Annotated in this window: 18 protein-coding genes; 8 read left to right on the top strand and 10 right to left on the bottom strand. The window is 37.6% G+C overall.

What is annotated here, in order from left to right; translation table 11 throughout:
- Window positions 1-2: 2 nt before the first annotated feature.
- Window positions 3-1,109, bottom strand: a complete 1,107-nt coding sequence (locus tag DEU40_RS19655; protein WP_110011424.1) for a DNA topoisomerase IB — start codon at window positions 1,107-1,109, stop codon at window positions 3-5.
- Window positions 1,110-1,308: 199 nt separating this feature from the next.
- Window positions 1,309-1,746 carry a DUF6526 family protein gene (locus DEU40_RS19645; RefSeq protein WP_110011422.1) on the bottom strand — a complete coding sequence of 146 codons (438 nt, stop codon included), beginning with the start codon at window positions 1,744-1,746 and terminating at the stop codon, window positions 1,309-1,311.
- Between the two features lie 215 nt (window positions 1,747-1,961).
- Between DEU40_RS19645 and DEU40_RS19640 the strand changes: the two genes are divergently transcribed.
- The 4 genes from DEU40_RS19640 (at window position 1,962) to DEU40_RS19625 (ending at window position 6,553) form a co-directional block, all read left to right on the top strand.
- Window positions 1,962-3,731 carry an aminopeptidase P family protein gene (locus tag DEU40_RS19640; protein WP_110011421.1) on the top strand — a complete coding sequence of 590 codons (1,770 nt, stop codon included), beginning with the start codon at window positions 1,962-1,964 and terminating at the stop codon, window positions 3,729-3,731.
- Between the two features lie 604 nt (window positions 3,732-4,335).
- Window positions 4,336-4,902 (top strand): Crp/Fnr family transcriptional regulator, encoded by a 567-nt coding sequence (locus DEU40_RS19635; protein ID WP_110011420.1) that lies wholly within the window; start codon window positions 4,336-4,338, stop codon window positions 4,900-4,902.
- Between the two features lie 53 nt (window positions 4,903-4,955).
- Window positions 4,956-5,978 carry a saccharopine dehydrogenase gene (locus DEU40_RS19630; RefSeq protein WP_110011419.1) on the top strand — a complete coding sequence of 341 codons (1,023 nt, stop codon included), beginning with the start codon at window positions 4,956-4,958 and terminating at the stop codon, window positions 5,976-5,978.
- Window positions 5,975-6,553, top strand: coding sequence for an NAD(P)H-dependent oxidoreductase (locus DEU40_RS19625; RefSeq protein WP_110011418.1), 579 nt, complete (start codon window positions 5,975-5,977; stop codon window positions 6,551-6,553). The genes DEU40_RS19630 and DEU40_RS19625 overlap by 4 nt, the downstream gene beginning before the upstream one ends.
- Window positions 6,554-6,667: 114 nt before the next feature.
- Here DEU40_RS19625 and DEU40_RS19620 read toward each other — a convergent pair whose 3' ends face one another.
- The 3 genes from DEU40_RS19620 to DEU40_RS19610 form a co-directional block, all read right to left on the bottom strand.
- Window positions 6,668-7,390 carry a siderophore-interacting protein gene (locus DEU40_RS19620; protein ID WP_110011417.1) on the bottom strand — a complete coding sequence of 241 codons (723 nt, stop codon included), beginning with the start codon at window positions 7,388-7,390 and terminating at the stop codon, window positions 6,668-6,670.
- Window positions 7,391-7,479: 89 nt separating this feature from the next.
- The gene (locus DEU40_RS19615; protein WP_110011416.1) at window positions 7,480-8,343 is read right to left on the bottom strand and encodes a helix-turn-helix domain-containing protein; all 864 of its coding nucleotides are present in this window, start codon (window positions 8,341-8,343) and stop codon (window positions 7,480-7,482) included.
- 175 nt (window positions 8,344-8,518) lie between these two features.
- Window positions 8,519-9,154 carry a LysE family translocator gene (locus DEU40_RS19610; RefSeq protein WP_110011415.1) on the bottom strand — a complete coding sequence of 212 codons (636 nt, stop codon included), beginning with the start codon at window positions 9,152-9,154 and terminating at the stop codon, window positions 8,519-8,521.
- A 206-nt stretch (window positions 9,155-9,360) separates the two neighbouring features.
- Here DEU40_RS19610 and DEU40_RS19605 point away from each other — a divergent pair, with 206 nt between their 5' ends.
- The 4 genes from DEU40_RS19605 (at window position 9,361) to DEU40_RS19590 (ending at window position 12,114) form a co-directional block, all read left to right on the top strand.
- Window positions 9,361-10,074, top strand: coding sequence for a hypothetical protein (locus DEU40_RS19605; protein ID WP_110011414.1), 714 nt, complete (start codon window positions 9,361-9,363; stop codon window positions 10,072-10,074).
- A 94-nt stretch (window positions 10,075-10,168) separates the two neighbouring features.
- Window positions 10,169-10,705 carry a hypothetical protein gene (locus DEU40_RS19600; RefSeq protein ID WP_146207881.1) on the top strand — a complete coding sequence of 179 codons (537 nt, stop codon included), beginning with the start codon at window positions 10,169-10,171 and terminating at the stop codon, window positions 10,703-10,705.
- A 74-nt stretch (window positions 10,706-10,779) separates the two neighbouring features.
- Window positions 10,780-11,424 carry a sensor histidine kinase gene (locus DEU40_RS19595; RefSeq protein ID WP_181398007.1) on the top strand — a complete coding sequence of 215 codons (645 nt, stop codon included), beginning with the start codon at window positions 10,780-10,782 and terminating at the stop codon, window positions 11,422-11,424.
- Between the two features lie 9 nt (window positions 11,425-11,433).
- Window positions 11,434-12,114 carry a response regulator transcription factor gene (locus DEU40_RS19590; RefSeq protein ID WP_110011411.1) on the top strand — a complete coding sequence of 227 codons (681 nt, stop codon included), beginning with the start codon at window positions 11,434-11,436 and terminating at the stop codon, window positions 12,112-12,114.
- 66 nt (window positions 12,115-12,180) lie between these two features.
- Here the strand turns inward: DEU40_RS19590 and DEU40_RS19585 are convergent, their stop codons facing one another.
- The 5 genes from DEU40_RS19585 to DEU40_RS19565 form a co-directional block, all read right to left on the bottom strand.
- On the bottom strand, window positions 12,181-12,444 hold the full coding sequence (locus tag DEU40_RS19585) for a RebB family R body protein (protein ID WP_034697228.1): 264 nt from the start codon (window positions 12,442-12,444) through the stop codon (window positions 12,181-12,183).
- An 83-nt stretch (window positions 12,445-12,527) separates the two neighbouring features.
- On the bottom strand, window positions 12,528-12,785 hold the full coding sequence (locus DEU40_RS19580) for a RebB family R body protein (protein ID WP_034697227.1): 258 nt from the start codon (window positions 12,783-12,785) through the stop codon (window positions 12,528-12,530).
- Between the two features lie 85 nt (window positions 12,786-12,870).
- Window positions 12,871-13,128 carry a RebB family R body protein gene (locus DEU40_RS19575; RefSeq protein WP_034697225.1) on the bottom strand — a complete coding sequence of 86 codons (258 nt, stop codon included), beginning with the start codon at window positions 13,126-13,128 and terminating at the stop codon, window positions 12,871-12,873.
- A 77-nt stretch (window positions 13,129-13,205) separates the two neighbouring features.
- Window positions 13,206-13,463 carry a RebB family R body protein gene (locus tag DEU40_RS19570; RefSeq protein ID WP_034697223.1) on the bottom strand — a complete coding sequence of 86 codons (258 nt, stop codon included), beginning with the start codon at window positions 13,461-13,463 and terminating at the stop codon, window positions 13,206-13,208.
- A 77-nt stretch (window positions 13,464-13,540) separates the two neighbouring features.
- Window positions 13,541-13,798, bottom strand: a complete 258-nt coding sequence (locus tag DEU40_RS19565; protein ID WP_110011409.1) for a RebB family R body protein — start codon at window positions 13,796-13,798, stop codon at window positions 13,541-13,543.
- Window positions 13,799-13,880: the final 82 nt, after the last annotated feature.

The following is a 13,880-nucleotide window of genomic DNA, read 5'->3' as shown; positions in this document are numbered from 1 at the left end:
CCTTACATCTTTTCATTTTCCAGAATCTTCAGCACCAGTCTTTCCTCTTTTGTAAGATCGGCTTTTCCGTCATTTTCTTCTATCACTTCCAGTTCATCAAGATATTTTTTGATGGTATTATTCTCATAAAGGTTGATGACTAAAGGATGAACATAATACTTTCTGCAGACAGCCGATGTATTTCCCAGGTTTTCTGCCACGATATCCAGGGCTTCTTTTACCTTCTTTTTATATTCACTGTCATTTTCCGCATACCCGATTTCTTTAAAAGCGATCAGAGCACTTACGGTTCCGGACCATGTTCTGAAATCCTTTGCTGTAAAATCTTCACCACTGATCTCTTTGATATACTCATTCACCATCCCGGAATCTACAGAATGACGGTTTCCTTCATCATCAAAATACTGAAAAAGCTCTTTCCCGGGAATATCCTTGCATTTCTGAATAAGCCTTGCCAACCTTGGACTCCTGAGATCGATTTGATGCATGATACCTTTCTTTCCTTTAAAAGAAAAAGAAATTTTTTGTCCTTTTACCTTTACATGCTTATCCTTTAATGTGGTCAGACCAAAAGAACCGTATAATTTTTCATATACATTATTCCCGATACGGATATTGGTTCTTTGCATAAGGCTTACAATTAAGGCAAGGATTTTTCGCTTCTCAAAATTTCTCAGGGCAAGATCCTGTTCTATATGCAGACGGATGTCCGGTAATGCATACCCGAACTGAAGCATTCTGTAAAATTTTGTATGATTTCTTAAAGCACTCCACAGAGGGTGATAGCGGTACTGTTTTCTTTTTTTTACATCAAAACCGGTTGCCTGAAGATGGCCGTTATCAAGAGCACAGATCCATACATTTTCCCAGGCAGGCGGAATGACCAGTTTATTGATTCTGGTAATTTCTTCTTTATCCTTTATTTTTTCCCCGTCTTTATAATAGGAATATTTCTTTCCGGTTTTCTTACGGGTAATTCCGGCGGTTTCTGCATCGGTGGTATATACAAGATGTACCGCCTTTGCAGAAGCTTCCGGGTCCTTCATTATTTTAACAATTTTTGAAGGCTTAAGGTGAGAAATGATTTCCAAATCTGTATTCTTCTCCATAAAACATGGTTAAGAGTTTTTACCCCTCGAAAAAATCAGTAAAATAATCCCTACTATCACACAGACTAAGATTATTCCCCACCACATTCCTGCCTTAAAAATTGTTTCTACGGCTTCACAACTTGTTAATGTCAGTATACTTAACAGTATAATACTGTAAAAGCTCCATTTTTTCATAGGTATATATTTTGTAGGTGTGTTAAATTCTGAGTCGGTCAGCTCTCCATTTTTTGATAGACCTTTTAATTTCGTCTCCTGAGATGTTTTCATGAAGTGCTCTGTATAAAAGCTCTTTGAATTCATCATCATACGTAAATCTCAATGCAGCAATCTGATCGAATTTCAGTTTTTCAGCAGTTTCATCAGACCTTTTATTGAAAATTTCGAAATAACGCTGTTTAAACTCCAGTATAACCAACCGGTTTTGAAGTCCCAACGCATAATGCTGCCTTGTCATCAGTGCCAGATAAAAAAGCAAAAAAATCACGACAGAAAACAGTATCCAGATCAGCTGATTTCCGGGGTCATCCCAGATTTTGTAAATTCCTAAAATCTCCAATATCATAAGCAATGGAAGATAAATAAAATGATGTGGCGGATAAAATTTCCTGTGGTTATTGTAGTTTTGCTGTTTCATGCAATAAAATGTAGCAATAATCTTTCCAAAAATTTATTATTTTGATAATGTGGTAGTTTTTTTTACTTAAAAATGATGTATTTTATGAAATATATTTAGTGGTTGGTTTTTTACTGACCTCTTTGACAATAAAGAATTATAAAGTAAAATAGCGGGTAGATTTACCTTTCAGACATCAAATTTTTTGTAACTTTCGGTGGTTAAAAATAAAAAGAATGACTTCAAAGGAAAAAGTTGCTGCGCTTCGTGAAGAAATGCAGAAAAATAATGTTGATGCATTTATAGTATATTCTGCAGATCCGCATATGAGCGAATACCTTCCTGAAGAATGGCAGGAGAGAGCTTGGCTGTCAGGTTTCTTAGGTTCTGCCGGTTTTGTGGTGATTACCAAAGATAAAGGCGGACTTTGGACGGACGGAAGATACTTTACACAAGCTGCTATAGAGCTGGAAGGTTCCGGAATTGATCTTTTCAAAGATGGAATGGAAGGAACTCCTAATTATATCGATTGGATTATTTCAGAAATTCCTTCAGGTGGTAAAGTGGCAGTAAATGCTGTTGCAGCCTCTCATGCCAACTGGGAACTGCTTTCCCAAAAATTCAACTCCAAAAATATTACGCTGTCAGATATTCCGCTTTTAAAAGAAGTATGGAAAGACAGAGGAACTCCATCTGCTAACCCGATTTTTGTGCATCCGGTAGAAAGAGCCGGTAAATCAGTATCCGATAAAATTGCTGCGATCCGTCAGAAAATGGAAGAGCAGGAAGCTACCGTACACATTATCTCAAGTCTTGATGATGTAGCGTGGACACTGAACCTGAGAGGAAGTGATGTAGAAAGTAATCCTGTATTCTTAGGATACATTGTGATTACTAAAAACGACGCTGTTCTGTTCACAGGATTAGAAAAGATGGAAGTGGCTGCGAGAAAACAAATGGATGATTCCTTTGTGAAAATGATGCCTTACGAAGAATTTTACAATTATCTGAAGACTTTCAAAAACGAAAAAGTTCTGGTTTCTCCGAACAGCAACCAACAGATTTTTGAAACATTAAAATCAGACAATCAGTTTATCAAAGCTCCGGTTCCGGGGAATCTTATGAAAGCCCAGAAAAATGAGGCTGAGCTGGAAGGTTTCAGAACAGTAATGGTAAGAGACGGAGTAGCCATGGTGAAATTCCTTTATTGGCTAACGCACAACGCAGGAAAAGAAGCCATGAATGAGTATTCTATCGGACAAAAACTGAGAGAATTCCGTGCAGAAGGTGAAAACTTTGTCGGAGAAAGCTTCGGTTCTATCGTAGGATATAAAGATAACGGTGCTATCATGCACTATTCTGCCAAAAAAGAAGGAAGCAAAGAAGTGACCAACGAGGAAACAATCCTGGTAGATTCAGGAGGCCAGTACCTTGAAGGAACTACAGATATTACGAGAACTTTTGCCCTGGGAACACCTTCGGAAGAGTTTAAAAGAAATTCAACATTGGTGCTACAGGGATTGATCCGTTTATCTATGGTGAAATTCCCGAAAGGAACAAAAGGAGTACACCTGGATGCTATTGCAAGACTACCGCTATGGATGGAAGGAAAAGACTTCAACCACGGTACAGGACATGGGGTAGGAAGCTTCATGAATGTACACGAAGGACCGCAAAACATCAGAAAAGATCTGAACCCTCAGGAACTTCTTCCGGGAATGGTTTGTTCAAATGAACCGGGTTACTATCTGGAGGGTCATTATGGAATTCGTCATGAAAACCTGATTGCAGTAAAAGAAGCAGAAAAAACAATTCACGGAACATTCTATGAATTTGAAACATTAACATTCTGCCCGTTCTTCAAAGATACAGTGGTAAAAGAAATCCTTTCAGAAAGCGAAATCGCATGGCTGAATGACTACCATAAAACTTGTGAAGAAAAGCTTGCTCCACACCTGGATGGAGAAGTTAAAGAATGGTTCCTTCAACTGGTAAGCCCTCTTTAATAAAGATTCAAAGGTGAAAGCAGGTGACAATCATTACTTTAAACCTTGAATGATAAACATTAAACTGAATATTGTTAGATAATCCAAAAGTCCTGTAAGGTATTTCCTGCAGGGCTTTTCGTTTTATACAACCGTATTTTTACGGATATAATTACAGGGATTCCACTGATGCATAAAAAATAAGGTTCACCTATCTTTGTTACAACAAACATCATTCATATCTTCATAAATAACTCAAGTAAATTCAAAACGGTAGATCATCTCGTCCTGAGATGATTTTTTTGTTTTCAATTGAAATCTGTATGACTATATATTCGCTTAAAAAGAGGCTATCCCAAGTCTAAAAGTGTCATTCTGAACACAGACTGAAAGTCTGCGAACGCAGTTCAGGAATGTAGTGAAGAATCTCACGATTCTGATTATTAATGAGATTTTTCCTTCGTCAGAAGTCGAAGATTCGACATAGTCAATGACAAAAGCCAAATTATTTCACTTTTGAGATAGTCTCCGTCTTTGCTTTCTTAAAATAGAATTTTATAAAAATGAAAATGCTGCGTTTACAAAGAAGTATTTTATTTATTTTCGCTGAAACTTATTTGATATCATGGAACGTGACTATTTTCGAAGCTTTAATCTGTTTTCAGAAAATGAAATTGAAGAATTTCTGAAGCATTCCGAATTCAGGCATATCAGCAAAAATGATTATTTCATACAGGAAGGAGAGCTTTGCAAGGAAGTAGGCTTGGTGAAGTCCGGTATCTTTCGTTCCTTTTACACCTCTGATGAAGGAAAAGATATGACGTATTGTTTCCGGTTTCCCAATCATATGATCGCTGCCTATTCCTCATTTGTTTCCGGATGCCCAAGCAAAGAAAGTATGCAGGCTATTACTGATGCAGAGTTGATTATTCTTAAAAAAGATGCGGTAGATGAGCTGGTTCAGAACAGTCTTAACTGGACAAAGTTTTTAAAAATCATTGCAGAGCAGGAATATCTTGAACTGGAATCACGGTTTTTTCAGCTGCAGAGAGACAGCGCAGCCCAGCGCTATCAAACACTGTTAAAGAATCATCCTGATTATATTCAAAACATTCCATTGCAGTACCTGTCTTCCTATCTCGGCATTACGCAACGTCACCTGAGCCGGATCAGAAAGGAAATTTCTTTTTAGACATTTGTCCTGCTTATTGAACTGCGAGCGCTCTACTTTTGTCAAAAAAAGTTATGGAGCAAAATATTCTGATAATTGGAGGAAATGGATTGGTAGGTAAAACAATTTCCCGGATTCTGAAATCAAGAAATCCTCATCTTACTGTTTTTATCGGAGGAAGAAAAGGTGGAAAAACAGATAAAGACCTGAAAATCGATGTCACAGATCCTTCCTCTTTTAAAGTGATCATTGAGAAAAAAATACAACTCATCATTCTTTCCGTGAATGATAAAGAAGATCATGTACTTCGTTTTGCGATTAATCACCACATAGACTATCTTGATATTACAAAACCTACTCCGGCTTTGGTGAAGGCTTATGATATCGCCGGTAAATCAGATGTTAATAGCAGAATTGTTTTCAGTTCAGGCTGGATGGGCGGAATTGTCCCGGGATTGGCTAATATTCTTTCAGACTCAGGAGATATTGATGAAGTAAAACTGTTTGTCTATTATTCCGTAAAGGATCTTGCAGGCGAGAGTTCTGCTCACTTTATGGCAGAAAATGTAGCCGTTCCTTTTGTGCATTATAAGAACGATAAACCGGTTTCTATACGACATTTTCTTAATACGGAAACCTTCAATTTTTCTTATGGAATCGGGCCGAGAAGTGCCTATAATTTTGATGTGCCGGATCTGTATATTCTCAACAAAGTGGAAAGAATTTCCGATGTGAGTGTGAAGATGACCTACAATTCAAAATTCATAACCTGGCTGCTGGGAGCATTTCAATATCTAAGAATCTACAATATTCTGTCTTTAAAAGAAAGAAAAATGATTTTTGGATCCAGTGGTAACGGAGATCAGGCGGTCTTTGAAATTGTAGTCGATGATCCGTCAGGACAAAAGAGACTGAGTTTGCAGAGTGAAAAAGGACAGGCAGAATTAACCGCTTTATCTGCTGTTCTGCACACCGAAGAACTGTTGAGAAATCCTCATGAAAACAAGGTGTATTTCAGCCATCAGCTGCATGAGCCTTTATCATTAATGGAACAGCTTAATGCCTACGATTCTATCAATATTAATGTGAAATCATGAAAAAAATAGCCATTATCAATGGGCATCCCAATAAAGATTCCTTCAATTTTGGGGTAACAGAAGCTTACAGGTTGGGAGCCTCAGAAACAGGAGCAGAAGTGCGGGAAATCGTAATACGGGATCTCAACTTTAATCCCAATTTACAGTTTGGATATCAGAAAAGAATGGAGCTTGAGCCGGATCTGATCAAAGCCTGGGAAATTATTCAGTGGGCAGATCATCTCGTTTGGGTACATCCGGTTTGGTGGGGAGGATTTCCTGCCATAATGAAAGGATTTATAGACCGTCTTTTTTTACCGGGAATGGCCTATAAATATCGTGAAAATTCTGTGTGGTGGGACAAGCTTTTAAAAGGTAAAACAGCCCACATTATTACCACATTAGACCAACCTGGATGGTATTACCGTCTGTTTTTTGGCAGACCCAGTGTCAATCAGCTTAAAAAATCCATACTTGAATACTGTGGGGTAAAACCGGTGAAAGTGACTTATGTAGGTATTATCAGGAATTCTAAAGAGGAGCAGCGGTCTCAATGGCTTAGTAAGGTGAGGGAATTAGGAAAGAAGTATAAATAATTTGCACCTTATTTTTTTGGTAACGGAAAATGATAACTTTATCTGGTAATAATGGTGTTTTATTAGCAGATAAAGTTTCATTATTAAAGTAGAAACACTTTTGTTGATCCATTTTTACAGTCCTTTTTTCCCTTCAATCCAGTAGGCTTGTGATTTGATGCACTTCGGGGAAACACCTCTGGCTTTAAGGAATTTCCTGATCAGAGACATTCGTCCTCCGTTTCCTGTGACATAAAAAATAACCTCATCATCAGAGATGGATTCTTTTTCTTCTTGCAGAAAATCATTCAAAGCTTCAATCATTCTCATGGTATTGTTTTTAGGACAGTGATAGCCATATAAATTAAGCTTTTCAAGAGCAGAACAATCATCAAGCTCATGAAGACAAATGAACAAAGAACCCGATTCCTCCACCGCTTCCTTGATCGAAAGAGAACTTCCCAATGATGTTTCATCTCCCAGAGAAAAATGAATCCGGGCACCGGGAGTAAAGAATTGTTTTCCTCTGGGCATTAAAAGTTTTATGGAATCTCCTTCTCTCAGTTGGGTTACAAAATGACTTCCTGCAGCAGACATGTCATGCAAATGAAACAAAACATCGAAAGTTCCTGCTTCTTTGTTAAAATTAAAAGGAGAATAATTCCTGAAATCCCTGTCGTTGATTCTTATTCCAATGGCATAGGCAGGTTCATAAGGAACATTCTCTAATTCTGTTTCAAAGCGTATCAGTCGAAGATCATTGGTGATCTGTTCTATATGGTTAACGGTGCATTCTTTGAATTTTGAGGACCAGACATTTTCTACGGTGTCATTGATCCATTTTGGTAGGCTCGGCATAAATCATTTTTATTGCAAAGGACGTTGCAAAATCAGAAAATACCGATAGCGGTTTCGGGGAATTAATTGGATTATTCGTGGTTGAATATTTATTGGTGCTGATTTCGGAATTCTGATGGAGACCGGTCTTCCAGTTTTGAAAACAAACGGCTGAAATAGGTGTGATCACTGTATCCCAGTTCATAAGCCACTTCTTTTACACTCAGATTGGTAAAGACCAGCAATCTTTTGGCTTCAATTAAAATTTCCTGATGAATCCAGTGTTGTGCTGGCTTTCCTGTGACCTCACGAACCGTTTCCGTTAAATATCCTCTTGTAATGTTTAAAACTTCTGCATATTCTGATGGACTTTTCATGGTTTTGAAATTTTTCCGAATGAGAGCCCTGAATGCACGGGTTAATTGTAAAGCACGGTTTTCCTCTGAAGCCGAATAAGTATTTTTCTGAGAATACAACTGGGCAAACATTCCGAGAAAGGCATTAAGAAGTGATTGAACAATGAGAAATCCTTCTTTAGTGGAAAGCATTTCGTTTGTATATGAGACATGAAGTAAGCCGGCTGTCGTATTGAGGTTTTTGACAAGGTTCTTATCCACAGACAGCGGCTGTATTTCACCCAAAGATTCATCAAAAAAAGAACGAACTGTATCCGGAACAAGTTCTGCTTTTACCGCTACAAACCATCCGCACACCTCTTTCATAAGAAGTCCCTGATGTACCTGTCCCGGTAATACACAGAAAATAGTGGATTCTTTCGCTTCAATAGTTTTAAAGTCAACCATCATTCTCACATGACCGCTCTCCATACAGGTGAAAATATAATGACTGTCCCGGTGTATACCTTTGTCCAGAAGAATATCCCCAGAATCATAAGGCTGTTTATCCATCCTTTTGATATGGAACTGATGATGGGTAATACCATTTAAATCATAGGTGGGAATGGTCTGTTTCATCTTTAAACCTGTTGTGATGAGGATAATACGGAACAGCAAAATTACGTATTTTCACGGTTTTACATCCCGGATTTTAATCTCAAATTCGCGGTGCATAATCATAATGCTTTCTTTACGTCAGATTTTATATGAATATACATCGGAATTCGGAACAGAAGGAAACCTGTTCCGGATTTTATTTTGCTTTTGAAAATGCCATTTTTATGGCTAAATACGTTAATACGCTGGCCATAAACCATTTTTGGACCTTTATCCACACCGGATTATTGGAAAAGAATACAGCAACTTTTGCAGCTGTTAATACAATGATAAAGTTGATGCTGAAGCTGATCAGAACCTGAATGATCCCTAGTTCCAGACTTTGGGTCAATATTGAGCCATACTCTGGTTTGATGAACTGAGGAAAGAAAGACAGGTAAAAAACAGCCACTTTCGGATTCAGTACATTCGTTAAAAAACCAATGGTGAAAAGCTTTTTGGGACTATCATGAGCAACATTTTTGTCAACATCAAAAATATTTTTGCTTTTGGGTTTAATAGCCTGATAAGCAAGATATAAAAGATAGACCGTTCCCAGGGTTTTAAGAACGGTATACGCGAGTGGAACAGCCAGTAAAACAGCGGTAAGACCAAATGAAACCATGATGATATGGAATAAAAATCCACATACGACTCCGGCTAATGAGATAAATCCGGACTTTTTCCCCTGTGTTATCGACTTTGATATCAGATAAATCATATTAGGACCGGGGCTGATGACTAAAATGAGTGCAGCCAGTATGAAAAATAGTAGCTCGTGGAATGGAATCATGACAGTTGTTATTTAAAAAGAGAAGGTTTCCGGTACAAAGATAAGTGGTGTTTCCGGTTTAATTTTATCAGAGATAGAAGAAAAAGTATTTTTTTCTCAAATTATATTTTATTTTCCACCTGAATGTGATTTAAAAAATAGATCAGTCTGTTTTTTTTGTAAATTTCAACTCATAAAATAATTATCATTCACAAATAAATATTATCATGACTACTGAAAACATCTTTGAAGCTATCAGAAAATGGAAAAATCTTATTGATTCTTACAAAAATGGAATTGATACCAATGGAGCAGAAATTTTGAATTATTTGAATCAGGGAACCCACTTCAGCGTTTCAGGCGAAGACATTGAACTATGGAAAAAAAATCTGGGAACTACGGAAACCCAAATGATTCATGCCTATGTGGGTATTCATGAAGGTAAGCTGAAATTTTTCCTGATCGATTCTAAAAGTGATAAAGATGCTCATTTCAATACCATCCTGACGAAAGACTTCTTACGGGAGTTCAGTGAATCAAAAATAGAAAGCAGTAATAATATGGTGACAGACATTCCCCCGATTACTTCCGAATCAGCCATTAACCGTAACTTCAGATGGAATATGTTCGGGACTTCCTGGCTGCAGGCTCAGAAAACAGAAGATATTTTTCAATTGATTTCCATTCCGTTTTCAGATTATACAAAAATGAATATTACCGGAGAACAGACCTGCACCAGCTTCTTCGGGCTTACTGATGATCTGGAAAAAAAAGATTCTGATTTCCCTTATCATATCGAAATCATTACTGTGAAAAGCCTGGCGGTAAATCATATGAGCGAGACCGCTGAAAATTATTCCACCCCAAGACCTCCCTTTACGATTATTGATACTCTTAATGATTATCAACTTCTGAAGCAAAGCACCCGTGTTGTCGTATAACAGCTTATCCCTGTATCTGCAAATTATAATTAATCTCGTCCTATGTACCGGATTGATTGTATTGATAAAGGAAGAGATCAAAACAAAACTTCCTGTGATTATATTGCTCTCAGGAGAATTGATGCTGGAGCTGACGGATTTAACAGACCGGCTGATGAAATTAAATACACTCAATACTTATAATTATACATTGAGCCAGTTTTTTGGTCTGATGATCCTTACGGTGATTTACAGCAATTATTATATCCGGCTTTCCCGTCAGTTAAGATGGATAATTTATGGTTATGCTGTACTGGTGTTGATGACTAATGTGTTGTATGTTCAGAATGATACAAGGGTTACTTTTTATTTCAACATTATCACCAGTATTATTATTTGTAGTTATGCGGCCTCTTATTTTATGAAAATTATCAGGGAAGGTAGGGTAAACAGAGATCTGTTTATTGTGAACATCATCGTTTTTCTGTTTTTCTCTATAGAATGTATCATCTCCACTACCTTTAATTTTTTAATCAGCAATCATCTGAACTGGGTAGCTCCTGTCTGGCTTTTTAGAGGCATTCTGCTGTTGTCTTTTTATCTTGCTTTTATTAATCTGGGATGGGGCGTTGGGAAAATCAGGATCAGATAGTTCTATGGATTTGGATTGGTATTGGACTGTTTTTTTTAACAACATTATTCATTACATTATTGGTAATTAATTACTTGAAAAGTATAAAGAAAAATAAACAGAAAGTCTCAAAGCTGGTCCGGAACACCCAAAAAGAATATCGGGAAAATATGCTGCTGGTACAGGAACAGGACAGAGAAAGGCTGGCAGAAGAACTTCATGATAATATTATCTCACAATTGAATCTTATCCGTTTGAATATCAATGATAAAAAACCGGAAGAACTGAATCATGATTTAAAAAAATCCATGCAGTTCATACGGGAATTATCTCATAATCTCACGCCGCCAGATCTTGATGAGGTGGACCTGGTAGATTTAATTGCAGATTATCTTGATCAGATCAATAAAAATATAGAGGTCGTTTTCAGTCATATGACGGTCAGAACTCCGATCAGCAACCCTGTAAAACTAAATCTTTTCAGAATTGTTCAGGAACTGATCACCAATATTTTAAAACATGCTGAAGCTACCAGAGTAGATGTCTCACTGAGAATCTCTCTGAACTATTTAATATTAACCATAGAGGATAACGGCCGCGGGTTCACTATTGAAAACCAGTCAGGAGGGATCGGGCTGAAGAATATTCAGTCCAGAGCACAAAAAATTAAAGCCATCTATAAACTTAAAACCCAGCCTGAAAAAGGCACAAAATTCATTGCCTGTATGGCATTACAATAAAAAATAAACATGGAACACTCAAAAATTAAAATCGGAATTGTAGATGATGATCTGCTGTTTGTACAGCTTTTGAAAAATTATATTGAAAATAATGGAGATTATCAGGTTGTACTTACCTCAACAGGAGGATATCAGTTTCTTAAAGAAAAGGATTCTGTTTCTTTAGATATCCTGATTCTGGATCTGAGGATGGCCAACGGTGACGGTCTTGAAGTAATGGCCGAACTGGCTCAAAAAGAAAATGAAACAAAAATCATTGTTCTTACCAGCTTCTACCGCCGCTCATTCATGGGGCAGATGCTGAAGCTGGGAGCGCATGCTTTTTTGCCTAAAGAAATTGAACTGGAGGAATTATTATCCGTTATAAAGGCGGTTTATCATACAGGGCATTACTTTTCCAATAATCAGATCGATGTGATGAGAACCCAGCTTTCCAATAAACTTCCGGAGTTTCACGCGTTTTCAAGAAATGAACTTACAGACAGGGAAGTTGATGTGTTAAGACTGGTCTGCCAGCAGCTGAGCACCAAAGAAATTGCAGATTCTCTGTTTATTTCACCCAAAACAGTAGAAACCCACAAGACCAATCTCATGATCAAAACCGGCGTGAAAAATATGGCCGGACTTGTTATTTATGCCGTACAGAATAAAGTAATAGATCCGGATGAAATTATATTGTTCGATAAATAGTCTGATCCAAAAAGAATCAGGGAGCACTTCAAAGTACTCCCTGATCACAAGAAATCTAAAAAAACACTATAATTTAGGATGTAATATTTTAGCAATAGAAACTGCATCTGCCACAGTATCCAGGCTGTAGATCTGGATAACACCCTGTGTAGTGGCTGCCTGACCTAAGATGTTCTGCTGGTTTTGTGCATTCACTGCATTTTCAAACATAATTCCTGTAGAATGTGCTGCAGATTGATACACGTTGGCTAGTGCCATTGCAGGAGATTCTCCTACTACTTTTACGTTCGATTGCGTTACCGCGTCTGTGATTTGTTCGTTTACTGGCATAATGATTATTGTTTATTTGGGTTAAAAACAACCGGAATTTCCGGTTGTTCGGATAATGTATTTAAGCTATTCGCAAAAACAAATTAAGGATTAAGGATTTTAGCGATTGAAACTGCATCAGCCACAGTATCCAGGCTGTAGATCTGTGCAATACCTTGTGTAGTCGCCGCCTGAGTAACAATGTTTTGCTGGTTCTGGGTATTCACTGCATTTTCAAAAAGAATTCCCGTAGAATGAGCTGCTGATTGGTATACGTTGGCCATCGCCATTGCAGGAGATTCTGCTACTACTTTTACGTTGGATTGCGTTACCGCGTCTGTGATTTGTTCGTTTACTGGCATAATGATTATTGTTTATTGAGGTTAAAAAACAACCGGAGTTTCCGGCTGTCCGGATAATTGATTATAATAGTTTCGTAAAAAGTGATTACGGAGTAAGGATTTTAGCAATAGAAACCGCATCGGCTATCGTATCCAGACTGTAAATTTGAGTGACTCCCTGTGTAGTGGCTGCCTGGGTAACAATATTCTGCTGGTTTTGAGTGTTGATTGCATTTTCAAACATGATTCCTGTAGAATGTGCTGCTGACTGATATACGTTACTTAGAGCCATTGCAGGAGATTCTGCTACTACTTTTACGTTGGATTGCGTTACTGCGTCTGTGATTTTTTCGTTTACTGGCATAATGATTATTGTTTATTTTGATTAAAATTACCGGGTTTTCCGGCGGGTTAATTTATTTTGCGGTAGGCAAAATCTGATTAAGGTTTAAGAATTTTAGCAATAGAAAGCGCATCAGCGATGGTATCTTTGCTGTAGATTTGAGTTACACCCTGTGTAGTAGCTGCCTGGGTAACAATATTATGCTGATTTTGAGCGTTGGTCGCATTTTCAAACATAATTCCTGTAGAATGTGCAGCAGATTGATACACATTACTTAACGCCATTGCAGGAGATTCTGCCACTACTTTTACGTTGGATTGCGTTACTGCGTCTGTGATTTGTTCATTAACTGGCATAATGATGATGATTTATTAGGTTAAAAACAACCGGGCTTTCCGGCTGAGATGATTACTTTTATCAAAAAGTTTAAAAATTAAGGCTTAAGAATCTTAGCCATAGAAACTGCGTCTGCTACAGTGTCCAGGCTATAGATCTGCAGGATTCCCTGAGTGGTTGCCGCCTGGCCTAAAATATTCTGCTGATTTTGCGTGTTTACCGCATTTTCAAACATGATTCCTGTAGAATGGGCTGCAGATTGATACACGTTGGCTAGTGCCATTGCAGGAGATTCTCCTACTACTTTTACGTTCGATTGTGTTACTGCGTCTGTGATTTGTTCATTAACTGGCATAATGGTAATTGTTTTTTTTGAGATCGGATCTCGGTTAATAAATTATTGAAGTAAACTAGTTTATATCTGGGTTTTAAACTCA

The sequence above is a fragment of the Chryseobacterium sp. AG844 genome (assembly GCF_003182335.1).
Taxonomy (GTDB): Bacteria; Bacteroidota; Bacteroidia; order Flavobacteriales; family Weeksellaceae; genus Chryseobacterium; species Chryseobacterium cupriresistens.
This window is presented reverse-complemented; position numbering and strand designations above follow the sequence as displayed.